Source organism: Lysinibacillus parviboronicapiens, from assembly GCF_003049575.1.
Lineage (GTDB): Bacteria > Bacillota > Bacilli > Bacillales_A > Planococcaceae > Lysinibacillus > Lysinibacillus parviboronicapiens.
Genome location: NZ_PYWI01000003.1, coordinates 36,232 through 58,442 on the forward strand (window position 1 = coordinate 36,232; position 22,211 = coordinate 58,442).

At 35.9% G+C, this 22,211-nt stretch carries 23 protein-coding genes and 1 pseudogene; all 24 read right to left on the reverse strand.

What is annotated here, in order from left to right; translation table 11 throughout:
• Positions 1-6: 6 nt before the first annotated feature.
• The gene (locus C9J35_RS04490) at positions 7-834 is read right to left on the reverse strand and encodes a DUF2920 family protein (protein ID WP_107923577.1); all 828 of its coding nucleotides are present in this window, start codon (positions 832-834) and stop codon (positions 7-9) included.
• Positions 835-1,242: 408 nt separating this feature from the next.
• The gene (locus tag C9J35_RS04495; RefSeq protein WP_107923578.1) at positions 1,243-2,067 is read right to left on the reverse strand and encodes an SDR family oxidoreductase; all 825 of its coding nucleotides are present in this window, start codon (positions 2,065-2,067) and stop codon (positions 1,243-1,245) included.
• Entirely contained in the window at positions 2,064-2,771 is a 708-nt protein-coding gene (locus tag C9J35_RS04500) for an acylneuraminate cytidylyltransferase family protein (protein WP_107923579.1), read from the reverse strand. Before C9J35_RS04500 ends, C9J35_RS04495 begins: the two co-directional genes overlap by 4 nt.
• On the reverse strand, positions 2,764-3,687 hold the full coding sequence (locus tag C9J35_RS04505; protein ID WP_107923580.1) for a Gfo/Idh/MocA family protein: 924 nt from the start codon (positions 3,685-3,687) through the stop codon (positions 2,764-2,766). The genes C9J35_RS04500 and C9J35_RS04505 overlap by 8 nt, the downstream gene beginning before the upstream one ends.
• On the reverse strand, positions 3,684-4,748 hold the full coding sequence (locus tag C9J35_RS04510; RefSeq protein WP_107923581.1) for a nucleotidyltransferase family protein: 1,065 nt from the start codon (positions 4,746-4,748) through the stop codon (positions 3,684-3,686). The genes C9J35_RS04505 and C9J35_RS04510 overlap by 4 nt, the downstream gene beginning before the upstream one ends.
• Before the next feature lie 28 nt (positions 4,749-4,776).
• Positions 4,777-5,889 carry an N-acetyl sugar amidotransferase gene (locus tag C9J35_RS04515; protein WP_107923582.1) on the reverse strand — a complete coding sequence of 371 codons (1,113 nt, stop codon included), beginning with the start codon at positions 5,887-5,889 and terminating at the stop codon, positions 4,777-4,779.
• A gap of 12 nt (positions 5,890-5,901) precedes the next feature.
• Complete coding sequence (locus C9J35_RS04520; protein WP_054767479.1) at positions 5,902-6,537, reverse strand: acetyltransferase; 636 nt, start codon at positions 6,535-6,537, stop codon at positions 5,902-5,904.
• A complete protein-coding gene (gene neuB / locus C9J35_RS04525; protein WP_107923583.1) occupies positions 6,530-7,609 on the reverse strand; it encodes an N-acetylneuraminate synthase in 1,080 nt (359 codons plus the stop codon). Before neuB ends, C9J35_RS04520 begins: the two co-directional genes overlap by 8 nt.
• Positions 7,606-8,733 (reverse strand): UDP-N-acetylglucosamine 2-epimerase, encoded by a 1,128-nt coding sequence (gene neuC, locus C9J35_RS04530; protein ID WP_054767438.1) that lies wholly within the window; start codon positions 8,731-8,733, stop codon positions 7,606-7,608. The genes neuB and neuC overlap by 4 nt, the downstream gene beginning before the upstream one ends.
• A 3-nt stretch (positions 8,734-8,736) precedes the next feature.
• Positions 8,737-9,891 carry a LegC family aminotransferase gene (locus C9J35_RS04535; protein ID WP_107923584.1) on the reverse strand — a complete coding sequence of 385 codons (1,155 nt, stop codon included), beginning with the start codon at positions 9,889-9,891 and terminating at the stop codon, positions 8,737-8,739.
• Positions 9,888-10,889 (reverse strand): NAD-dependent 4,6-dehydratase LegB, encoded by a 1,002-nt coding sequence (locus C9J35_RS04540; RefSeq protein WP_107923585.1) that lies wholly within the window; start codon positions 10,887-10,889, stop codon positions 9,888-9,890. The genes C9J35_RS04535 and C9J35_RS04540 overlap by 4 nt, the downstream gene beginning before the upstream one ends.
• Before the next feature lie 20 nt (positions 10,890-10,909).
• Positions 10,910-12,172, reverse strand: coding sequence for a motility associated factor glycosyltransferase family protein (locus C9J35_RS04545; RefSeq protein WP_107923586.1), 1,263 nt, complete (start codon positions 12,170-12,172; stop codon positions 10,910-10,912).
• A complete protein-coding gene (locus tag C9J35_RS04550; RefSeq protein ID WP_054767434.1) occupies positions 12,172-12,519 on the reverse strand; it encodes a DUF8042 domain-containing protein in 348 nt (115 codons plus the stop codon). Before C9J35_RS04550 ends, C9J35_RS04545 begins: the two co-directional genes overlap by 1 nt.
• A gap of 16 nt (positions 12,520-12,535) precedes the next feature.
• Positions 12,536-14,278, reverse strand: coding sequence for a motility associated factor glycosyltransferase family protein (locus C9J35_RS04555; protein WP_107923587.1), 1,743 nt, complete (start codon positions 14,276-14,278; stop codon positions 12,536-12,538).
• 207 nt (positions 14,279-14,485) lie between these two features.
• Positions 14,486-14,962: pseudogene (gene tnpA, locus C9J35_RS04560) on the reverse strand (IS200/IS605 family transposase).
• Between the two features lie 176 nt (positions 14,963-15,138).
• Positions 15,139-16,041, reverse strand: coding sequence for a flagellin Hag (gene hag, locus C9J35_RS04565; protein WP_025116723.1), 903 nt, complete (start codon positions 16,039-16,041; stop codon positions 15,139-15,141).
• A 263-nt stretch (positions 16,042-16,304) separates the two neighbouring features.
• The gene (gene csrA, locus C9J35_RS04570) at positions 16,305-16,523 is read right to left on the reverse strand and encodes a carbon storage regulator CsrA (protein WP_054767429.1); all 219 of its coding nucleotides are present in this window, start codon (positions 16,521-16,523) and stop codon (positions 16,305-16,307) included.
• Complete coding sequence (fliW, locus tag C9J35_RS04575) at positions 16,523-16,966, reverse strand: flagellar assembly protein FliW (protein WP_054767428.1); 444 nt, start codon at positions 16,964-16,966, stop codon at positions 16,523-16,525. The genes csrA and fliW overlap by 1 nt, the downstream gene beginning before the upstream one ends.
• 17 nt (positions 16,967-16,983) lie before the next feature.
• Entirely contained in the window at positions 16,984-17,547 is a 564-nt protein-coding gene (locus tag C9J35_RS04580) for a DUF6470 family protein (protein WP_107923588.1), read from the reverse strand.
• A 57-nt stretch (positions 17,548-17,604) separates the two neighbouring features.
• Positions 17,605-18,528, reverse strand: a complete 924-nt coding sequence (flgL, locus tag C9J35_RS04585; RefSeq protein WP_107923589.1) for a flagellar hook-associated protein FlgL — start codon at positions 18,526-18,528, stop codon at positions 17,605-17,607.
• A gap of 73 nt (positions 18,529-18,601) precedes the next feature.
• Complete coding sequence (flgK, locus tag C9J35_RS04590) at positions 18,602-20,191, reverse strand: flagellar hook-associated protein FlgK (RefSeq protein ID WP_107923590.1); 1,590 nt, start codon at positions 20,189-20,191, stop codon at positions 18,602-18,604.
• A 75-nt stretch (positions 20,192-20,266) separates the two neighbouring features.
• On the reverse strand, positions 20,267-20,767 hold the full coding sequence (locus tag C9J35_RS04595; protein ID WP_107923591.1) for a flagellar protein FlgN: 501 nt from the start codon (positions 20,765-20,767) through the stop codon (positions 20,267-20,269).
• A 27-nt stretch (positions 20,768-20,794) separates the two neighbouring features.
• Complete coding sequence (gene flgM / locus C9J35_RS04600; protein WP_054767427.1) at positions 20,795-21,055, reverse strand: flagellar biosynthesis anti-sigma factor FlgM; 261 nt, start codon at positions 21,053-21,055, stop codon at positions 20,795-20,797.
• A gap of 410 nt (positions 21,056-21,465) precedes the next feature.
• The gene (locus C9J35_RS04605) at positions 21,466-21,879 is read right to left on the reverse strand and encodes a TIGR03826 family flagellar region protein (RefSeq protein WP_107923592.1); all 414 of its coding nucleotides are present in this window, start codon (positions 21,877-21,879) and stop codon (positions 21,466-21,468) included.
• Positions 21,880-22,211 lie beyond the last annotated feature (332 nt).

Genomic DNA, 22,211 nt, shown 5'->3' on the forward strand with positions numbered 1-22,211 from the left:
TCCGGTTTAGTGTTGACATACAAAATTATCCTCATTCCCTTGAAATGAAATAATCTTTGCAGCATTATCAAATTGATTATAGAAAGTATCTAAAGAAAGTGCTTGCTTATCTTCAATGTATTTTTTGGCTATGTAGTCAAATTCCATTTGTAATGTCATTTGTCCGAACCCCTGAAATAACAAGCGATTTGCACTTAAATAAACTGGTTCTATCCAAGCTGAATTATCAATTATATAAGAAAATAAATGAGGAGCCAAACAGTTACTTAAATGAAGTAAATACGCACCATGTGAATGTCCATATCCAATAACTCTTTTTTCGTTAAACTTTATACTGTTCTCCTTAAATATAATTCGTACTGCCTCAATAGCTGTAATAATGTCAATTGCCTGCATAAAACCCATATCATTAAAGTGGTCTCCTGTTTCATCTATCTTTGCTACCACAGGAATGGTAATATTTCTAGCAGATAATATCTCAAGCAAATTAGAATAGTCTCCATTTATTGTACTTCTTTCTTCAAGAGAAAAGGATGCTAACAATTCATTGATATCGCAATTTAGATTAAATGAAGATGCACTTTGCATAAATTCACTACCAAAAAAATCACACTGTACCGTAACTACATTGTATGTATCTGCAAATGTTTCTCTCATCTTTTTATATACATTCGAATCAATTTTACCACCGAATCCTGGAACAAAAATAGCAATTCCAAGATTTTCATCCGTTTCTTTTTCAGGAAATGAGAATTCAATTCGCAATTCTCTATTCGAAGAGCCATTATAGATATTATGATGTGCAGGAATTTTAATACTTTGATTTTCAGCCATGTATATTGCCCCGTTCTTAATCAATTGATAATCATATAATATTTATTGTGTTAGTAATCATTTACCGCAGATATTTCCCTTGACCTTACATACTTAGTTCAAAGAAAGCTTGTCGAGCATTGTATGAAATTGTAAAAAATTGAAACTCAATTTTTGAGACCTGTTCTAATTGATGATTTCGTGTTAGTCTAGTCGAATATTATTTAGTCAAAATTTCACGGTATTCAACTGATCCATATTTCATTATTTTCGCCCACAAGGGATATTCAAGCTGTAAATCGGTCATTTTTCATATAGATGATAGCATCCAATTGAAATCTACTGTAACATGCTATCAAATAAGTAATCCCTAAAAAATGATTACCAGCGTACCTTTTAATGAAAAGTATTTCAATTACTAAGAGTTACCTACCAAGCACTCAAGCCACCATCAATTAAAATATTTTGACCTGTTACATAGCTCGATGCATCAGAAGCTAAAAAAATTAATGCGCCAACCATTTCTTCTGGTTGTGCCATTCTTCCTAAAGGAATACGGTTTCCATAATTTTGTTTAAACGTTTCATTTTGACCGCTCTCTACCCCACCAGGTGTAATCGTGTTCACACGGATACCATCTTTTGCCCAGTATGTAGCAAGATATTTTGTTAATGCAACGACGCCACCCTTTGAAGCTGAATAAATAGCTGGTGTATTAATTTGACGATCTAAATAATATGATCCTTCATAAATGCGATTATCTGGTCCCAATACACCATAAATTGATGATGTTTGGATAATAGACCCACCTTTGCCTTGCTTCTTCATTACTTTTCCAACATATTTAGCGACAAGGAACATACTATCTAAATTTGTACTCATAATTTCTTTCCATTGATTTAAATCATATTCTTCAAAGGGTGCGAAGAATGCATTTAAATCACTCGATTTGCCCGCAGCGTTATTATGGAGTATATCAATTGTTCCAAACTCTTCAACAACAGTTTGTACCATTTGTTTCACAGACTTCTCAGATGTTAAATCGCAATAAAATGCTTTTGCAGTTGTGTTATAATCGGCTATTATTTGCTCCGCAACTTTAGTTGCCTCTTCAATATTAATATCAACAACGGCTACTTTTGCACCGGCATCGGCTAACCCTTTACAAAAATGGCTCCCTAAAATCCCAGCACCACCAGTAACAATGGCATTTTTCCCTTTTAAGCTAAAACGTTCAAAATAGTTTACACTCATAACAAACTACCTCTTTTCTCAGCTAAAAATGATACAAATTCAAAATCTAGCTCTGAATCTATATCAATTGAACGTTCTTCTGGCATCTCATATAAAATTGTATTAGGTGTAAATATGGATACATCATCAAAAAATGCATTCCGCTTCCAAACATAAATAGAAGCATTCATATCAAAGCTTCTTGGCGCATCTTGTCTTCTTACTACCGCTGCAGGCAATTTTTTAGATAACTCGACAAAACCCTTTGAATTTTCTTCTACCAAGTTAAAATATGGGCTTCTTCTTGAAGGAGCACCGGTAATTAAATTTGTTGCGTGCTTGTGATCTTCAAGTAATTCAATACTCTTCTTCAAATCTTGCACATTACGTAATGGCGATGTCGCATCAATATCTGCCATGATATCAAAAACTAAGCCCGAAACCTTCTCAGCTTCTGTTACACAATGTTGAATAACTGGTAACTTTGCCGATGTGTCTGTTGCTAACTCAGCTGGTCGTTTAACAATAATATCTGCACCATAATCCTTAGCAACTTGTAAAATCTCTCTACTGTCACTACTAACTGCAATGACATCGAATAATTCACTTGCTTTTGCTTGTAAAATACTATGAGCGATTAACGGTTTCCCTAATATCAATTTTATGTTTTTATTTTTGACCCCTTTAGAACCTCCACGAGCACAGATTGTACAAATTCTATGCATTTTTTATCCACACCTTTTCTTTCGAACATTGTTCAGCAACTTCAATCATACGAACAATATCTAGTCCGCCTTGTAAATCACAAAGCATATCGACATGATTATTTAATAATGCGATATGTTGATTTAAATACGTTTCGTCTCGATCCACTTTAAATCGTATAATTTCACTATCAATTTGTATCTTTTGTCCAATTAAATCAGCTTTAAATGTATGTTCATTCGTTTGTATAACTAGCTGTCTTTGTATAATCCGATCCAAATAATTCATTTCTACTGAAACATTAATCCCCGTCTGTGTTTGGTACAATACTGAGAAATAATCATCTGATTGAATGGACAAATCACTTATTTGCCCACCGCTTGCTGTCATTTCAGCCCAATTTCCAAATAAGAAATTTAAGTAATCCAATTCGTGGCTTAAATCTCTAATAACTCCGCCACCCTTTGTAACATCTGCAGAATAACCTTTAGTATAATCTGTATTTGGTCTCCACGTAGGTAAATATTGACCAACATATGCATTGACCGATATAATTTGCTCACTCTTTAATAGCTCAAACAATTTCTGTATAATTGGATGAAATCTTAAATTGTATCCAACGTACAACGAAGAAAAGTGATAGTTCTTAGAAGTCATTTTCGCAAATAGTGGCTTTTCCACTAAAATCCTCTGATCATACCCTGTATCTTGTATACGAGTAAGCATTTCTTCATGTAAGTAAGTCTCATTTGCTACAACAATATACTCTGGATACTCACTTTCAATAGCTTCTTCAATGGTTGAATAGCTTTTTTCAACATCAATCTGATGCTTAGAAACAACTACTGTCGCAATACCTAAGCTATTTAACAATCTAATATGTCTTTGTCCAATAGATCCGTAGCCTATAACAACAGCCTTTCGCACACTCATCATTTACAACCTACCTTATTGAAATAGCTACTATACTCATCATCAGCACGTTCAAAATCAGCCATACGCCCAATATCTAGCCAATATTCACGCACGGGGAATGCCGATACATTTTTTTGTTCATCCATTAATTGTTTAAACAAATCTGGCATATCGTAAAATTCACCCTGTGGAATATACTCAAATACATCCGGACTTAATACATAAATCCCTGCATTTACAAAGCTTCTATGCATTGGTTTTTCTTTAATCGAAAGTAGTTGCTGACCTTCCGTTTCAATGACACCATACGGTATTTGATATTCGTATTCACGCACACACATTGTTGCAGATGCTTCTGTTTCTTCATGAAATTGCAATAGCTGTTCAAAATTCACCTGTGTCAGCAAATCACCATTCATAACTAAGATAGGGCTATCCAGATTTTTCTTCAACAGAGACAAAGCACCTGCTGTTCCCATTCTTTTATCTTCTTCTATATAAGAAATGTTCACGCCTAAAGCTGATCCATCTTGGAAATAATCTTGAATTACCTCTTTTTTATAATTCACTGATAAGACAAAATTAGTAAATCCATATTGCATGAAGCCCTCGATAATCGTTTCTAAAATCGGCCTGTTCCCTACATTTAGCATTGGCTTTGGAATTTTTTCTGTTAATGGGCGTAAACGTGTCCCAAGGCCACCCGCCATTAATACAACTAGATTATTTTTATCTGTTACTAGCTGTTGCTGGCCAGCAAAAATAATATCTATAATTTTATTATCATTATCTACGATTGGTAATTGATTTAATTTATGTTTTTTTAATATATTTAGATAGTCACTATATGTATTATCGAGACCGGCTGTAATAGGATTTACATTCATTACACTTTCAATATATACATCTAATCCTTCTCCTCTTAAAATACCTCTACGAATATCTCCATCTGTTACCGTCCCTAGTAGTGTCTGACTGTCATCCATGACAATCGCAAATTGAAGGGAGGTATCATCAATTATTTTCATGGTTTCCAATAATGTTGTGTTCGGATGCACCACTATTTCCCTCCAATTTTTCATCATAATCCCCCTTCTTCCTTTAATCCTATTATTTTTTCCAAATTGGATGTTTCAATACCCACTCTCCAAATCTATCTCTTTCAAATAAATCTGGATTATACAGTTTTTCAATAATATTATAAAATTCTGTATGAGTGTATCCAAGAAAATCTATAAATGATTGAACTGCTTTTTGATCGATTTTATGGTCATATTGTTTAACAAGTTCTATACCTTGTTCTCTTGTAATTAATCCATACCGAATAAACTTTGAAGCATAGTCAGTAGCAGAAGCATGTCCAAACTTTGGATACTTCAACCAAGGGTGTACCAAATAAGGAATTGAATCTACTTGATCAAAATTTTCAAAAGTATGCTCTCTCGTCCATTCATGTGCCAAATCTTTAAATCCATTCTTCTTAGCAAAAATATAGTTAGCATAACTATTCCATCTAACAAAGTAACTTAAGTAGATTGGATTTAAGTTCTCTAGTTGCTGATTGTCTGGTGGGTTACAGAAGATTAGATCTTTTTCTGTGATTTTGTCGTCCAGTAATTCTTCATAGGGAATATCTGATGCGACCCCATTATTAATCTGATTTTTTGCAGAATACGTTTCAATTCTATCCGTGCCACCATATTCATAACTAATATTTTCCCCATAAATAATTAAGGGAATATTAAATTTTGAAGCTATATGTAGAGGATATGTATAAATTAAACGGTCAATATACCAAGTTGGCTTTCCATATTTTTCGAATGTTTTTTTCATAATAGCTTTTTGAGCTTTTATATTTGGTTTTAACGTGACTAAATGGCATCCAAATCGCTCAGAAATATTTTTCAAATTATGTTCACCAGCTTTAGTCATTTCGAAGTTATCTTCAACCGAAACTAATAATGGATTCATATTCATTACTTCTTTAAAGAAATGTACTTGAAAGTGACTATCTTTTCCTCCACTTACAGCAATAATACAATCGTATTCAGTTTCATTTGTACTTCTATACTTAGCACATAATTCTTCTAATTCTTGATGACGTGAATCCCAATCTGTATAGTTTTTTTGTTCTTCAGCTCTACATGCCTGACAAACACCTTCTTCATCAAAATAAATTCCTGGTCTAGTATTAGGCATTGTGCATTTATTACAAAATTTCATATTTAGTAGCTCCTATTTTAAAATTTCATGTGATTTTGCTGGTACTCCAATTACTTTTTGATTCGAAGAAATATTATTAACTACAACTGCTCCAGCCCCTATTAGACTGTGAGATCCGATTGTAATTCCTTGTATGATTTTCGCACCAGTTCCTATATGTGTAAAGTCACCGATTTGAATATTCCCTGAAAGCGTTGTGCCTGGTGCTACATGTACATAGGCCCCTATCACACAATCATGTTCAATAATTGCGCCTGTATTAATAATTGTATTTTTCCCAATTTGCGCATGCGACTGTACAATTGCACCTGCCATTATTTGAGTACCCTCATCTAACGTTGCTGTACTAGATATTATTGCCCTCGGGTGAGCACATATAGCAAATGTATATCCTTGACTTTTCAGTTTCTTAAACAGGCTATGACGAACATTTGAAATACCTACAGTTCCTAAACCTAAAACAAGTTCCACTTCCAATGGGTTGTATTCTTCCAATATTACATCCGTACCAAGATACTTTAAGCCATACGAATTTGTTTGTTCTTCTGGTGCTGTAAAACCTAGAATTTTTCGATTCTGAAGTAATAATATCTCCGTTAAAACTGAAGCATGACCCCCATTTCCTAATATTATTATCGGCTTATTCATCAATCAGTTCATCCTTTTGATAAAATTTAGTGGCTTTTTCACCTAGTAGAGACCAATACTTTGCTGGAGATATGCCATTACCAGGTCTTTTAATATCGAGATTAGAAATTTTAAAGATTTCACCTGGTTTGATATCTGTTCTTGCCACTATGCTCTTTCTCGCCACTACTCGGTTTTTCACCTCAGCTACTGTCGGTTCTTTTACACCACTCCCTAAAGCACGTTCAACCTGACGAATACCCTCTACCATAGCAATTAACTCCGATGGTTCCAATGACGCTACATGGTCTGGGCCTGGCAATGTTCGGTCTAATGTAAAATGTTTCTCTATAACAGTTGCCCCCATGCTAGTCGCGGCAATTGGAATTACAATTCCTTGCGAATGATCGGAAAAACCTATGGATAATGCCAGTTCTTCAGATAAATGATTCATAGCTTTTAAATTAATCGTTTCAAAAGGTGCTGGATATTCCGTTGTACAATGAAGAACGGTTACGAATCTTTGTAAAATATCCTTAGCCTCATTTGTTTTGTAGAATGAATGCACACTTTCAATTGAAACATCAGCGTCTGGTCTTGCTAAGCCATAAGCTACCAAGGACAAGGCTTCATGTATTTCATCGATAGTCGCCATTCCCGTTGAAATAATCATTTTCTTTTGCTTCGTTGCAATATAATGAATGAACGGGGAATTAGTCAACTCACCAGAAGGAATCTTAACAGTATGCATTTGTAATTCATCAACTAAAAAATCCACGCTATCATGATCAAATGGCGTAGATAAAAATTCGATTCCTAATTCATCACAATAATTTTTTAATGATGTAAATTCTTCAAAAGACAGTTCAAGCTTTTCAAGCATTTCATATTGAGATGATACTTCACCTAAATTTTCTACTTGATAATCAGCTTGCATTGCTTCTTTTGTCACTAAATTCTTCGCACGGAATGTTTGAAATTTAATAGCATCGGCACCAGCTACCTTCGCAACTTTTACTAATTTTTTCGCCATTTCAAAGGAGCCGTTATGATTCACTCCTGCTTCGGCTATTATATATGTTGATTGGCTCATAAATCGTAAAACTCCTTTTGTCTAGCGAATGATGTAATTTGTTGTAATTGTCTTATTATTTTCTCAGAGACTTGTCCATCTCCAAAAATTTGATCATATGGTCCTTTGTACATTAAAGCATCCTCAATCGCTTTTTCTATTGTTGATGGCTCTAAAGTACAGTCGAATATCGAGCTAGGTTTTTGACGGCCTGCCTGTCTATCACCACAATTTACAGTAGGCGTGTGTAAATATGGCACTTCAATCAAACCACTAGAAGAGTTCCCCAATACCACATCTGCATATTTCACTGTACTTAAATATCTTAGCTGACCTAGCGAATCAAACACTTTTGCATTTTGTCGTTGCGAAACAAATTCTTCGATAGCCTTATTAATTTCCCGTCCACCATTATCCGCATTTGCTTTTGTAAACACTAAATTGACACTTGGGTAATTATTCAAAGCTTCTAATAATGAATAAATCCCATCTGTTTGGAGATTCGTTTCTGGATGATATGTTATTAAAAACATTGGTTGATCTATATTTAGTTGAAGGTCTGTATACAACTTTTCCTTCTTAAGTAATGGCAACTTTAATATATTTTCAATCCCAATTGCCCCCACATTCCATACAGATGAAGGTTCTTCACCAAGCTGAATAACTCTATTACGATGTGTGTCTGTACTCGTGAAATGCCATGAAGCCATTTTAGTAATCGAATGACGGATAGCATCATCATAAGCGCCAAATGTACATTCTCCTCCATGAATATGAGCAATCGGTATTTGCATCACAAGTGCAGTTTGTGCTGCAGCTAACATTTCAAAGCGATCCCCTAAGATTAAAAGTAAATCTGGTTTAACTTTTTCAAAAGCATCTGAGAATCCAATTGTCGCCAATCCGATAGATTTTGCAACACCTGTTGCTGTATCAGAGGACAATAACATTTCTACCTTTGCATCTATGACAAAACCATCCGCTTCAATTTGTTTATATGTTAAGCCAAATTCAGAGGATAAATGCATGCCTGTCACAACTAGTTGTAGCTCAAAATCAGCTGATTGTTTAATAGCATGCATTAAATTCGCAAGTAACCCATATTCGGCTCGTGTCCCTGTAACAACACATATTTTTCGTTTCAATGGCTATCCCTCTTTTATTGGTGTGCTTGGAATATTAATAATTTTCTTATTTAATCTTTCAATTGTAGATAAATTTGCTCGTGGACATTCTCTAAACGGTTTTAAATCGTGCATCGGCGTCCAAATTGGACGACTCATTACACCGTTATTATTTAAAAATGTCAAAACTTCATCTCGCTCTAATGTATCATCTAAAATTAATGTTTGCAGCCAATAGTTGCTGGATGTATTCGCTGGCTCTTTAAAAAGAGTAACACCTTCTAATGATCCAACTAGTTCTGCATAAAAAGCTGTTAATGCACGTTTTCTTTTTATAAATTCTGGCATATTTTCTAGTTGAGCACATCCTAATGCCGCGTTTATATTGGGCAAGCGGTAGTTAAATGCAACCTCATCATGTTCATATTCCCAACGATGTGGTATTTTAGCTGTTGTTGTAATATGCTTAGCATAGCTTGCTAACTCTTCGTCATCGGTTAAAATGGCACCACCACCACCTGTAGTGATAATCTTATTGCCATTAAAGCTAATCGCACTCACTTTACCAAAGCCACCTGTATGCTTCCCTTTATAGTACGTCCCTAATGATTCTGCAGCATCTTCCACTAATACTAAGTGATACTTTTTGCAAATCATTTGTAATTCTTCTAGTTCAACAGCATGCCCAAAAGTATGCATCGGAACAACTGCACGTATGACGCGGCCTGTCTTTTTATTGATCAATTGATTATTTTGCACATCGCCAATGTCCAAAATATGTGCTTCTAACTTTTGCGGATCAAGACCCAGTGTTTTTTCAGATACATCCACAAAATGGGGAACAGCACCAATATACGAAGCTGCATTGGCCGTGGCAACAAATGTTAAAGCCGGCATAAACACTTCTTCATTTGCTTGTACGCCTGCAACCTTCATCGCGATATGTAATGCGGCAGTCCCATTCATAACGGCAACAGCACGTTTCACCCCTGCAAATTGTGCTAAATCTTCTTCAAAACGGGTAACATAAGCACCTACAGAAGATACCCACCCTGTTTGAATACAATCTGTTACATACTCCAACTCTTTACCAGTAAAGGTTGGTTCGTGCAATGGCACAAAGTCCTTTTGATAGTGTGCTTTAATCTGATCTATAAACTCTATCCATTGTGTATTCATATATTATAAACATCTGCCTTATATTGAGCTAAATTCTTTGAATTAGAGAACCATTCAATTGTTTCTTCTAACCCTCGACGAAAACCATCTTTACCGCCATAATGAGGTTGCCAACCAATCAATTCTTTTGCTTTTTTATTTTCCGCCCATAGACGATTGACTTCACTTTTTTCTGGACGCAAGCGCTGTTCATCGGTTTCAATTGTTAAGTTTACACCCATAATCTCTGCAATCATTTCAGCAGTTTCACCAATTGATACTTCATAATTAGAACCAACATTAATGACTTCACCTAATGATTTTTCTGAGTTCATGACAGAAACAAAACCTCCAACTGTGTCTTGTACATAATTGAAATCACGTGTTGGACTAATAGCACCTAGTTTAATTGTTGTTTGGCCACTTGCTAATTGGCTAATAATTGTCGGAATAACCGCACGCGCTGATTGACGTGGACCATATGTATTAAACGGACGAATAACCGCAACCGGTGTCTCGAATGAACGATAAAATGATAACGCCATTTGGTCAGCACCAATTTTAGAGGCCGAATAAGGGGACTGCCCTTGCAACGGATGGCTCTCATCAATTGGCACATATTGAGCTGTGCCATATACCTCACTTGTCGACGTATGCACAACCTTTTCCACGCCTAATTCCTGCGCAGCTTGTACAATATTAAGAGTACCATTTACATTTGTATCAATATAAGTAGCCGGAGAATGGTATGAGTAAGGTATTGCAATAAGTGAGGCTAAGTGCAGTACATGTGTACAACCCTTCATCGCTTCCTTTACCCCAAATGGATCACGAATATCTCCAGAGAAAATATTCAAAGAATCTTTAATCTCTTTAGTAGATTGGTCTAACCATCCCCATGAATTGAATGAATTATAGTAGACAAATGCACGCACATCGTGACCTTGTCTTACAAGTTCTTCTGTTAAGTGGGAGCCAATAAATCCGTCAGCGCCCGTTACTAAGATTTTTTTAGTCATTTCTGTAACACCTTTTCAAATTATTTACTTGATACGATTTCTGCTAAAATCTCTTTGTAATTAATACTTGGAGTATTTTTCAATTGCCTTTCCAGCTCATCAACACATAGATAAGGTATACCCTCTATTTTAGCACCGTCCCATGCTGTATTGAATATTTGCATTGAAGAATTTGCAGCTTTTTGCTCAAACCAACGGCGAAAAATATTAAAACTACTGTATGTATTTATATAATTTCCACTATTTGAAAGGACTTTTTGAAACTTTATGTTTGTTTCAAATGTATTGGAAGATGTTGATAAATTCGCATGAGTTTGATTATTTTTAAAGCCCAGATCTTGACCAAATAGATAAATTATTTTAAAGCCCATGAACTCTAAAAGAGATATGCCTGTAGTTGCAACTGATCCTCCTGTTTCTATTAAAGGTACAGCATTGGACACTGAAAACTCCTCAGATAAAAAATAACCCTCTTGAAATAAGATTATTTTTTTACCTTTGTGAATTTTCGTCATCCCATGATTAGCTGTAGCCATATAAAATAGTAAACCATTATATTCAGTGTGCTCTATTTGTTCCTGTACTAAGTGCGTGGGGTCAGTAATAATGATTGCATCTGGCATAATGCCTTCTTTTAACAATGTCTTTAAGGCTGAACCAACCGCTAAAATAAAGCAGGAATCGCTAACTTCTTTTAAAGATTTGATTGTTTGATTAAGTGATGGTCCAGCTGATACTAATACCGCTTCTTCACTTTTCGCTATTCCTTCAAATTTTCTCATAAAAAAATGTGAATTCGTTAGATTGGCTAAGAAATTCTTTTGCATAATTTCACTATCACTTTGAAAGGACATTTGTCTTAATTTAATATCTTCCAAAGACGTAAACAATGGATGGGCTGTGCCTATTGCCTTTAGCCATTGCAACGGAATAATAAACTGTGTTTCATTCAATATAATATTTTTTAGATAGTCTTTGTCACTAATAATATTTATACGTTTATCATCTAAAATATTTGTAGCACCAAACTCTCTACATAATTCTAGTTCTTCCTTATCCGCAAGAACAACATAAATAGTAGAAGTCGGATTACTAATTAGAAGTGCCTCTACATGATAACCAAGGCCAAGACCGAATAAAATAAATTGTTTAGACTGTATTTCAAGTTCTTTTTCAATAAATTTCTCTACATCTTGTTTTGGGTGATATTTACTATAAAGGTAAATCCCATTAAGTCGAAGCGTGTATGACCCATCTTTTGCATATTCTACTATCCAATCCATTAATTTGGTTGTACCTCAATTACTATTGCTTCTTCAAAGAAAGGGGTAATCTCATATTCAAAAATATCTGCTACTAATACATAATCCTGCATTTCAAGGCCTGAATTAATTTCTTCTAAAAACTCTCGAATCTTTTCAATTTGTATATCAACTTTTATATCATTTAATTTTAATAGTTCACTAACCTCTAATAGCCATGACATGCCTTCAGAAAATTCCAAGACCATTTTCAATGCGCTAGCTATTTGGTCCGTTCTTAAATATCCAGCTATTTCTTGGCTTCCAATAGCTACTCTTGGTAAATATTCATTAAAACTTTGAATCGTATCCATTAAGATTTCTGTCATTATTAATCCTCACTCTTCATTTTATTAATTTTTCATTACCTATTCGTTTAACAACATTTTCAGTATAGATTTTTGATTTATTTGTTGCCTCTAACAATTTACTATAGAGTGTCTTCGTTTGATTAAATACTCTAGTATATTTTTCAGTAGCTGTTTCATTCTCTTTTTCTAAAAAACCTTTTAACACCTCTAAGGTAATTGGGGTTACAATAAAATCCATCTGCACTTTTGAAAAACGATTAGCAATTTCTTTATCCACTTTATTCAGCTTTTTTAGCGTTTTATTATTAAAAACCGTATTGGATCCATTGTTTTCCAACGCTGTTAATCCCTTTGATAAATATTTTATTATTTGAACGTAATCTTCTAGCTCAGCTTCTAACAATTCCTTCAATTTTTCCCATTCATCTTGAGAAACTTTATAGGCATGATCTTCAATTCTTTTCACTTTTTTCGGAAGTTCTTCTTGAACATATTCTTCACAAAAATCCTTAAATGATTTTTGTTCAAAGCCTTTCAATCGAACTCCCCCCTCTGTACAATTGAAGACAATATTTTTAGGAGGATAATTCTCAATCATTTGCTCGAACGTTATCCTCATAGAATTAAACACTGAGCTTGTCCAAACTGCCTCACCATCAAAGCCATCTACTGTAAACATGTTGTCACTTTTCTTCCAACTCTCTTCAATACGTTCAGCTTGTTTGTTATTGGCAGCATGTGTTTGATTATTCGTATAAGCTAAATCTTGACCAATTAAAGCAATTGGACCACTAGATATATATTGTGCGAGACTATAAGCATACTGTGCAATACTACCTCCACCAACTATGGTAGGTAAATTCAGACCTATCTTTTCAGTTAAATAACGATGAATAGCTTTATCGGAGTTAGCCGTAAAGGCATAACCTCTATTCCCAAACTTCTTTCTAATTCCCGGATGATTAAAAACTGAATAGAATAACTTAGATCCATTTAATTCCAATTCCCTAAATTGATCATAACTTTCTTCAGCTCCGTCAATTGAAGCTACATAGTCAGGTTCAATTCCATAATGAAGGACAGAGTTAATTGTTGATCCGGCTGCAATAATTATGACATTATCTTGAATTTTTTTTAGTAACGGTAATTGCTTTGTAAGAGACGGACCGCCCGAGGCAATAATAACCGGACATGAATACGCTTGCTCTAATTTTACTAGGTTCCGATCTTCAAACAAAGAAATCAGATTTTCACTGAAGTTTTTCTGCCATATTTCGGAATAACTAAAAATTGTAACTTCATTGACCATGTTTGATTTTTGTATATCTTTCACCTTTTTTAAAATCTGCAAATAAAACTCTGGAAATAATTTTTCATAGTTTGGTGAACAGATAATTTTAAAGGTATTTTGAAAATCTACTGATTTAATATTATCTATTATATTGTCTAACTTATTAATATACTTACTATTATACAAAAATTTATCTAGCCCTTTTTCACTATGTTCAGCTTGCACCTCTAATAGAGAATCATCAAATAAAGGATCAATGATGATTAACAGCTCATTATATTTAAATTTCTCTTTTAAACTATCTACAATATAGCCTAATCCATACCCAAATAAGATATGTATATGATGTGGTTCATAGTGGTTTTCTGCGAATCTATCTGCCTCTATTATAGGATTGTATTTACTATGTAAAAAATAATCATTGACTTTTAACGTCATATTCCCTAATTTTGTTTCAAATGTTTCAATAATAAATTGATTCTGCATAAGTACACCTCTTTATATATATCGACTAGTATTATAAATAATCAATAACCTTTATTTCAGTTTGTAGATTTTTTTATTAAATCAGAACCACCAGTATAACTGGTGGTTTGCTCTGCGCGTGAAACGCTGGGGTACTGGCCCATGTCTAAAGACATCCTGAAAGGTCTGCCAACCGCACTTCGTTTCCACACGAACCGCTAAAGCGGCTTACTTATTTTTCTTTCTCTTGATTTCTTCTGCCGTGAACGGGTCAATGAATTCTTTCATTGTCATTTGATCATGTAGGATATCTTCCTGTAATTGGTTTTTGATATACTCTTGAATCACTTTCCGATTTCGACCGACTGTATCCACATAGTATCCTCTACACCAAAATTGCCGATTTCCATATCGATATTTTAAATTGGCATGTCGGTCGAAAATCATTAAGCTACTCTTCCCTTTTATATAGCCCATGAACGAAGATACACTTAGTTTCGGCGGTATACTCACCAACATATGTATATGATCCGGACACGCTGTTGCTTCAATAATTTCTACACCTTTTCTTTCACACAACTGACGTAGAATTCTTCCTACATCCGCCTTGATTTGACACTAAATTACTTGTCTTCTGTATTTCGGTGCGAAGACAATGTGATACTTACAATTCCATGTTGTATGTGCTAAACTCTTATTATCCATTTTTGGAGGCTCCTTTCGTACGAAGTCGGTTGACCAGACCTGACTTTATTGTACGATCGGAGTTTTTTTATTGTCCATAGCTAAAAGCTTTCCGGAACCCCCTGCACAGCAGGGGGTTTTCAAAGCATACAAAAAAACCCTGTTTCTTTTTTAAGAAACAGGGTTAAAGTTATCAATTATTGTAATAATTGAAGAACGCCTTGTGGTTGTTGGTTTGCTTGCGCAAGCATAGATTGTGCAGCTTGTGTTAAGATATTGTTCTTCGTGAAGTTCATCATCTCTTTAGCCATATCAGTGTCACGGATACGTGATTCTGCAGCTGTTAAGTTTTCAGAAGTTGTACCTAAATTGTTAATAGTGTGCTCTAGACGGTTTTGTACAGCACCTAGAGATGCACGTGTTTCAGATACTTTTGTTAATGCTTTGTCAATAATTGAAATTGAATTATCAGCACTTTCTTGAGTTGTGATGTTGATACCAGCACCTTTACTAGCATTTGCTGCCAATTCAGCCGCACTACCTGCAATTGCGTCGACTCCTAGAGCTGTAGCACCCATATTACCGATACTTAAGTTAATATTTTGACCAGAGTTTGCTCCAATGTGGAATACTTTACCACCAGCATCTGTAGCTGATCCCGCATTCTCAATAGTAGCACCAAAATCACCATTTAATAACTTTTGTGTATTGAATTCAGTATCAGTAGATATACGAGTGATTTCTTTTGATAAAGATTCGATTTCTAATTGAAGTGCTTTACGGTCACCAGTAACGTTTGTATCGTTTGCAGATTGTACTGCTAATTCACGCATACGTTGTAGGATTGCGTGTGTTTCGTTAAGTGCACCCTCAGCTGTTTGGATTAAAGAAACTGAATCTTGAGCATTTTTAGTTGCCATGTCAAGACCGCGGATTTGTCCACGCATTTTTTCTGAGATTGCTAAACCAGCAGCGTCATCGCCAGCACGGTTGATTTTGTAACCAGAAGATAATTTCTCAAGGTTTTTTGCAGATTGTGCGTTGTTGAAGCCTAAGTTACGGTGTGTGTTTAAAGCTGAAATGTTATGTTGAATTCTCATTTGGAATTCCTCCCTGAATGTTTTTTTGTCATTCCACATCCTTGTGGAATGCTGTTGGCTTTGGTCGTATTATGTACTTCCACTGCCTTACACTATCTATATCGTACCTATATAGAAATGTTTAATAGTTTTTAGCGAAATTTTATTTATTTTCAAGAAAAAATAAAAACTTACTTTTCAATTCTTATAAGAGCTCTTGAAAAGCAAGTCTTAAAAGAAAAACAAAAACGCCTATTACTCAAAAGAGATTATAGGCTCAGATTTTATTTTCTCTTTAATTGTTCTAATAAGTTTGAAGCTACGTTTAACGCTTCCTTGTTTTGTTGTTGAATTGCTTCGAATACTTCTGCACGATGAACCGTTACTGTTTTCGGGGCCACAATGCCGAGCTTCACTTGGTCGCCTTCAACCGATAGAATTTTCACCTCTACATGGTCACCTATCATTATTGATTCGTTCTTTTTCCTTGAAAGTACAAGCATTATTTAACACTTCCTTCAAGAGCACTTAGCGAAAAGCGTAACGGATAAGCCTTACTGTCACTTAATATAATCTGCTTGCCCACTTTCTTCTTCATATTAATGACAACTGGTGCAAGTAGATTCATTGTAGAGTCACTTAATTTTTCTTTTAATGTCACGATTGAATATGTAACAAGGTCCTCTTCATGCTCTACAGCGAGAACTTCGCTATCTTCCATTGAAAGATCAAATGCATAATCAGGTTTGAAAACAAATGGGTAAGCGACAATGAAACCGAGTTCAGGATTTTCAGTACCTTGTAATAGCGCAAGTGGTAAGTCTTGATCAAGAGGTAATAACACAAACTTCGTAACATCCGGAAAACCTGGAATACCTTCTGGAAATGTTATAACATCCTCGTTCGTTATTTCTACTTCTCCTAAAAATTTCGTTATGATTTTCATATTGTTAATGTGCTCCTTTATACAATCACGTCAGTTTGAACAGATGGTCTTTGTACCATTGTACCAGTTACTTTTCCAGGTGTGTATTCATGAATTGGTTTGTTCACTTTTGCGTCAATTTTTGGTTCTCTTCTTTGAATATTGATATCAGTTGTACCTGGTGTATAATCAATTTTTACTGAGCCAATTGATGGCACAAATTTAATGTTGAATTGGACGCGATGGGGACCGTGATTTTGTTTCGCGATATTTTGGATAGTTGCACGTCCTTGGTCTTTACCGGCGCTTTCCATCATTTGACGTCCCTCTCTTGCTCTACGTGCCATCCCTTGTAGAGCCTCTTGTTTACCTTTTTGTGCATAATTGGCACTTGATTCAAGTGGACCTATTAAACCTAAGTCCCGTCTTGCCTGTGAAGAATCAATACGAAGCGCACCACGCGTCGTATGTATTTCAAGAATTGCTGCTGGCTGTTCGATATGTTGCGTTGCTCTGGGTTGTTTAATGTACTGCTTCGGTTTGGAAATATCAAGATCCCTTTGCGCATCGGTCGTACGAATTTGAATTTGTGGGAGTCTCATTTACTCCTCTCCTTTCAAGAAAAGCGTCTGAACAAATGTCCAAACGCTTTTGAATAATTATCTGATAAAGTCAACTAATGTTTGTTGAATAATTTTAGAACCCACCGATAAAGCAGCCTGATGAATTGATTCATGTGTGACCATTTCAGTAATAGCTTTTGAATAATCAACAGACTCGTTATCTCGCAATTGCTTCGTTACATTGACCTCACGTATACCAAGACGATTTTCCATAATCTCTACACGGTTTTGACGTGCACCGACATCAGCCTGTGCTTCAAGCACTTTGTTATGCATAGTTGTAATGTCATCATCAGTGCTTGACGATGTAACACCACCAAGTGTATCTCCAATTTCTGCGCCAGTTTTGGTTGGATCGCCTAGCACAGTAGAAATTTTCCCCATCAAATCATCTATACTTTTAAATAGATCCTTCCCAGGTGTATTCACTTGGATTTGAATACCATCATAAACTTCTATGTTTACAGAATTATTCGCACCGTTAAGCGCTGGATTAATCTCTTTTCCACCACCGGCCGCTGGCGTAAATAATGGTTGATTTGTATTCGTTCCACTAAAAAGATAGCTACCTGCTACGTTTGTGTTTGCCACATCCTGAAGTTGCTGACGGATTTGGTCAATCTCCATTTTAATTTTTTCACGTTCTTCTGGTGTATTTGTATCATTTGCAGCTTGAATAACTAGTTCACGAACACGTTTCATTTGTTCGCCAACCTGATTAAGTGATTCATCTGTTGAATCTAACCAGCTATTTGCCGTGATCATATTTCGAGAATATTGCTCAACTTTAGCTAAATCACGGCGATAGCCCATCCCCTTTACTGCGATTACAGGATCATCTGACGGTCGAGTAATTTTAGAGCCTGAGTTTATTTGATCTTGTAGTTTGGACATCTTACCATAACTGTTGTTTAAATTTCGTAACATATTATTTGAAAGCATTGATTGTGTTACACGCATCTTGCAAAAACCCCCTTCTTTAAGTTGGAGAGGTGTGTCTCCGATTCACTAATACTATATTAAAAAATAAATCTTATAGCCCTACACGACCCATACCGTTGATAATCTTGTCTAACGTTTCATCAACAACAGTAATCATACGTGCATTGGCATTATAGGCTTGTTGGAAGGTAATCATATTCGTCATTTCTTCATCTAGAGATACTGCGCTCATGGCGTCACGGCTATTTGAAACCATAAGACGTTGTGATTCAAAACTTGAAAATAAACGCAGTGCTTCCTCACCATCTACACCAATCTGTCCAATAACCCCTTGATAAAATGTTTGCATAGTAGCATTACCAATATCCGCAAACAGTTTATGTTGCATATTGGCAAGCTCGAACGCATGCTTACCATCACCTTCTTCTGCTGCACCTGAAGCTGCGGCGATAAGATTTGGATTATTTGAAATGGCGTCAGTTACTTTAATACCGCCTGCACCACTACCTTCAAAGAACTGACCACCGTTAGCTGATGGATTTATAATATTTCCTGCTGAGTCCTTTTCTTCAAGCGTATAGCCTTGTGCATGAAGTGCATTGAATTCTTTGATAAATGCATCGGCTAATTGGTCTAACTTTTTTAACGTTTCTGGATAATAGCCCTTAATATCACCATTTGCACTTTGGTAGCCGTAGGAATTAATTAAAGATAATAATTTCCCTTTCGAAGCTTCGAAGTCTTCTTGTTTAATCGCTTGTTGTGTACTATTTACAGTACCTGCTTCATGTGCCTCTAAAGATTCTACACCTGTTAACTGCATTTCAGAGAAAATATTTGTAATATCATCCCCTGTAACCTGACCATTTGTCCCCATGACAGTGAATTGAGCAAAATCTTTTCCATCCACTAAATCTCTTACAACACCGTCAGCACCTTTAAAAGTAATTTTCAGACTACCCTCAGCTACATCTGAGGCTTTTCCGCCAGAAGGCATGCGCTCAATAGACACTGGGATATACTCATTTAACTTGTCTACTAAAACATCACGTACATCGTATAAGTCATTTGGAACATGACCATTCGGCTCAACCTCTTGAATTTGTTTATTAAGGGCTGCAATTTGTTTAAGTATCGTATTAATCTGAGTAGTAGAAACGTCAATCTCTTTACCTAAGTTACCTTGAATCATTTTTAACTGTGTATCCATATAATTAAATGATTCAGCTAAATGTTCAGCACGTCTAATGGCAACCTTACGTGAAGCCGCATCTGCTGGCTTTGAACCAACGTCTTCTAGTCCCTTCCAAAACTGCTCAAATGCTTTATCTAAACCAAATTCAGAAGGTTCACTCATAATATCTTCCATTTGAGAAATGGCTTTTGTTCTCGATTCCCAATAGCCAAACTTATTTGTTTCTTGGCGGAATTGACGATCAATAAATTCATCACGAATGCGTTGAATTGATCCCGCTTCTACCCCTGTCCCAAGATGTCCTGGATAAATAGGTTGGTTTAAGCCGGCTGTTGGGAAACCTGGTGTTGCTTGCATATTAACTCGTTGACGAGAATAGCCAAGCGTGTTGGCATTCGATATATTGTGTCCTGTTGTATATAACGCTGTTTGCTGTGTGAATAAACCACGTTTACTTGCTTCTAAACCCATAAATGTAGAACGCATGTGAATTTCCTCCTCTAATTGGTTCATGACAAAAATAAGCAAGCATAGTATTAATCATTGCGCAGGCGTAAAAACCTATGCTTGCGAATCGAAATATGATTTTTTGGCCACTGTATTTGTGCCGCGTACCTCACTGCCCGAGTAGTTCATTTGCTCAGGACGCGGACGTAGTGTATCTAGTGTCAGGTTGACAAATTGTAGTGATTGAAACACTAGCTTTTGATTTAAATCATTTTGTTTACGTAAGTCTTCTATGATTAGCATTAATCGATTGCGCACTGATGAGAGTGTGTCTTTTTCAGTTTGTTGTTCAGCAGCCTCGATGACATCAGCGACAGTCATTTTGTCAGTAGAAGCAAATCCTTTTGCTTCAAGGTAGTCCGTTACCTGTATTTGACGCTGTTGCTCGAGCTTATCGATGGCCGCTACATGTGCCTGCTCATCCTTGAGCATTTGGTCCAGTGCTTCGATATTGCCGGATTTAATGATTTCAGTTTTTTTAAAAGCTAGTTCAAGTAAGCTTTTATGCATTCTTTCTAGCTTTGTTAATGTAGAACAAATCGCTTCTACAGACATATTGCTAAACACCCTTTCTGTTATTCCCTAGAAACGATAATATTTCAGCATATCTTCTGCAACTTGGCGTGCATTTACTTTGTAATCACCAGAAGCAATATCTGCTTTTAATTGTTGCACGCGCTCCGCACGCTCGGCGCTATATGTTGATACACCTTGCATTTCCTGCGCTGTTTTTGAAATTTCAATTTTATCGGCGAAAGATGCTTTGTTGTCACCTGCTTTTACATTGCGCACTTGATTTTTATAGGCGTTTACCGCATTCACACCATAAGATGTAATTTTCATGTCTGCCCCCCTTATCTAAAAAGCTTATCTTCCTATTATTTCGGACTTTCTCACACAATGTTAAGTTTCAAACATAAAAAAAGAGAAGGTGCTATCTAAAAAATATCTTAAATAATAAATACCATCTTTTTATATGGGTAAAAATCCCGCTAAGTTTTCTGTGCATGAGCCCCGTAACTTGTTTACGTTTCCTTCCGGGTGTCGTGTTATTTTTTACCTTAAAGTAAAAATAGTATGCCTAGGGGAGTACTCCTAGCATACTATTTTTACTTTTGACACAGTTCACTACTCGAACTGGTAACAGCAAAATGGTGTCTTTAGTTGAAGAGTGAGCTATTAAAACTGTATTTTTATCAACTATAGTGAGAGAAGCTTTTGCTACACATAGTTAAAGTTCGTCTCCTCCGTCTTCATCTTTTGCGATCAGAATGATATGTTACACGGTCACGTTGTGCAACACCATCACGGAATTCCTTTGCCGCATCAAATGTGCGAAGATCTGACTTTAATTCGTTCTGGCATTTTGTACAGAGTTTTCCCGTTGTCGTTAAATGACCACAGTTATCACATGGATAACCTAAGTTTGGGAACATCGCAGGTTGTAAACGACCTTTTCGAACCCATCTATATAATAGTTCTTCTTCTGCTCCTGTAGCTTCCACAATACGCTCAACAGTTGCTGCCCGGTTTTCCCGTTTACGCAAAAAGCGATAAACGATTTGATATAATTCTTCTTCAGATTGAGCGCATTTATGACAAACTTCTCTTACCCCTATATAATTAAAAAATTCATTACATTTTGGACAATTGCGAACCTCTGCCATCTACTCTTCCTCCTCTTGCATGATAATCATTATATAAAGTGAAACTTCAGTCAGATTCAGTGGGGGTGTCCTTCATCCCTCACTGATTGTTAGTTGAATCAATCAGGTTTTTACGGTTAGTTGATTGATCGCCTACTCTTCCCACTAAAGGTGGGCGTCTTACTGACCGTTACTGCGGGATAAAGTGAAACTTCAATCAGTGGGGGGGTTCTTCATCCCCACTGATTGTTAGTTGAATCAATCGGGCTTTTACGGTCAGTTGATCGCCCCTCTAATCTTTCCACTGAAAGTAGGCGTCTTATTGACCGTTACTGCGGGATAAATTGGCTAAA

Excerpts from the sequence above, each read along its gene's own strand:
- C9J35_RS04520 (WP_054767479.1), bottom strand. The coding sequence starts at position 6,537 with ATGAATAAGCCGATAATAATATTAGGAAATGGGGGTCATGCTTCAGTT.
- csrA (WP_054767429.1), bottom strand. The coding sequence starts at position 16,523 with ATGCTTGTACTTTCAAGGAAAAAGAACGAATCAATAATGATAGGTGAC.
- C9J35_RS04510 (WP_107923581.1), bottom strand. The coding sequence starts at position 4,748 with ATGAAAAATTGGAGGGAAATAGTGGTGCATCCGAACACAACATTATTG.
- C9J35_RS04580 (WP_107923588.1), bottom strand. The coding sequence starts at position 17,547 with ATGAGACTCCCACAAATTCAAATTCGTACGACCGATGCGCAAAGGGAT.
- C9J35_RS04500 (WP_107923579.1), bottom strand. The coding sequence starts at position 2,771 with ATGCATAGAATTTGTACAATCTGTGCTCGTGGAGGTTCTAAAGGGGTC.
- neuB (WP_107923583.1), bottom strand. The coding sequence starts at position 7,609 with ATGAGCCAATCAACATATATAATAGCCGAAGCAGGAGTGAATCATAAC.
- flgL (WP_107923589.1), bottom strand. The coding sequence starts at position 18,528 with ATGCGTGTAACACAATCAATGCTTTCAAATAATATGTTACGAAATTTA.
- C9J35_RS04490 (WP_107923577.1), bottom strand. The coding sequence starts at position 834 with ATGGCTGAAAATCAAAGTATTAAAATTCCTGCACATCATAATATCTAT.
- C9J35_RS04540 (WP_107923585.1), bottom strand. The coding sequence starts at position 10,889 with ATGACTAAAAAAATCTTAGTAACGGGCGCTGACGGATTTATTGGCTCC.
- C9J35_RS04515 (WP_107923582.1), bottom strand. The coding sequence starts at position 5,889 with ATGAAATTTTGTAATAAATGCACAATGCCTAATACTAGACCAGGAATT.
- C9J35_RS04505 (WP_107923580.1), bottom strand. The coding sequence starts at position 3,687 with ATGATGAGTGTGCGAAAGGCTGTTGTTATAGGCTACGGATCTATTGGA.
- C9J35_RS04535 (WP_107923584.1), bottom strand. The coding sequence starts at position 9,891 with ATGAATACACAATGGATAGAGTTTATAGATCAGATTAAAGCACACTAT.
- C9J35_RS04550 (WP_054767434.1), bottom strand. The coding sequence starts at position 12,519 with ATGACAGAAATCTTAATGGATACGATTCAAAGTTTTAATGAATATTTA.
- flgM (WP_054767427.1), bottom strand. The coding sequence starts at position 21,055 with ATGAAAATTACATCTTATGGTGTGAATGCGGTAAACGCCTATAAAAAT.
- fliW (WP_054767428.1), bottom strand. The coding sequence starts at position 16,966 with ATGAAAATCATAACGAAATTTTTAGGAGAAGTAGAAATAACGAACGAG.
- C9J35_RS04555 (WP_107923587.1), bottom strand. The coding sequence starts at position 14,278 with ATGCAGAATCAATTTATTATTGAAACATTTGAAACAAAATTAGGGAAT.
- hag (WP_025116723.1), bottom strand. The coding sequence starts at position 16,041 with ATGAGAATTCAACATAACATTTCAGCTTTAAACACACACCGTAACTTA.
- flgK (WP_107923590.1), bottom strand. The coding sequence starts at position 20,191 with ATGCGTTCTACATTTATGGGTTTAGAAGCAAGTAAACGTGGTTTATTC.
- C9J35_RS04545 (WP_107923586.1), bottom strand. The coding sequence starts at position 12,172 with ATGGATTGGATAGTAGAATATGCAAAAGATGGGTCATACACGCTTCGA.
- C9J35_RS04495 (WP_107923578.1), bottom strand. The coding sequence starts at position 2,067 with ATGAGTGTAAACTATTTTGAACGTTTTAGCTTAAAAGGGAAAAATGCC.
- C9J35_RS04605 (WP_107923592.1), bottom strand. The coding sequence starts at position 21,879 with ATGGCAGAGGTTCGCAATTGTCCAAAATGTAATGAATTTTTTAATTAT.
- C9J35_RS04595 (WP_107923591.1), bottom strand. The coding sequence starts at position 20,767 with ATGTCTGTAGAAGCGATTTGTTCTACATTAACAAAGCTAGAAAGAATG.